The organism is Mesorhizobium sp. M7A.F.Ca.ET.027.02.1.1 (genome assembly GCF_004022985.1).
Classification (GTDB): domain Bacteria; phylum Pseudomonadota; class Alphaproteobacteria; order Rhizobiales; family Rhizobiaceae; genus Mesorhizobium.
Genome location: NZ_RZOL01000923.1, coordinates 1 through 494, shown reverse-complemented (window position 1 = coordinate 494; position 494 = coordinate 1). Strand labels below are relative to the sequence as shown.

The following is a 494-nucleotide window of genomic DNA, read 5'->3' as shown; positions in this document are numbered from 1 at the left end:
ATGCTGACCCAGAAGGGCGAACGGAAGCGTATCCAGGCGACGTTGCGCCGCCTGTTTGCCGACCCCAAGCACGGCGAGGCCATTCGCGAGGATCTGCGCGCCGGTCTTTCCGCCGTGCCGATCTGGATGCAGGAGTTCCTCCGTGAAATCCTGAGGGCGGACCCGCACGAGGCGAAGCCATGAGTACCGATGCTTACCGCCAGATCATCGCGGCATCCCCACGTGACCGGCTCGACCTGTTCCTCGCCACGGCCAATCGGATCGGAGCTCCGGTGGGCAATGTCGAAAAGGACTTCTGGGTCTGCTGGACCCTCAATTCGCTCTACCACGAACGGCCTGCGGGGGAGCCACGGCTGCTGTTCAAGGGCGGGACGTCGCTGTCAAAAGGCTATGGCCTCATCCAGCGTTTTTCCGAGGACATCGACGTTACCGTGTTCCGCGACGATCTCGACGAGGCTGCCTCCGTTGAAGAGCTTGAGGAACTGTCGAACAAG

General features: G+C 62.1%; 1 protein-coding gene and 1 pseudogene. Both read left to right on the top strand.

From position 1 onward, the window contains the following. Positions 1 to 183 (top strand): annotated as a pseudogene (locus EN749_RS37035) (hypothetical protein); the annotation flags it as partial. After that, positions 180 to 494 (top strand): nucleotidyl transferase AbiEii/AbiGii toxin family protein (locus tag EN749_RS37030; protein ID WP_145991234.1); only part of this gene is annotated, 315 nt, incomplete at its 3' end. The pseudogene EN749_RS37035 and the gene EN749_RS37030, both read left to right, overlap by 4 nt.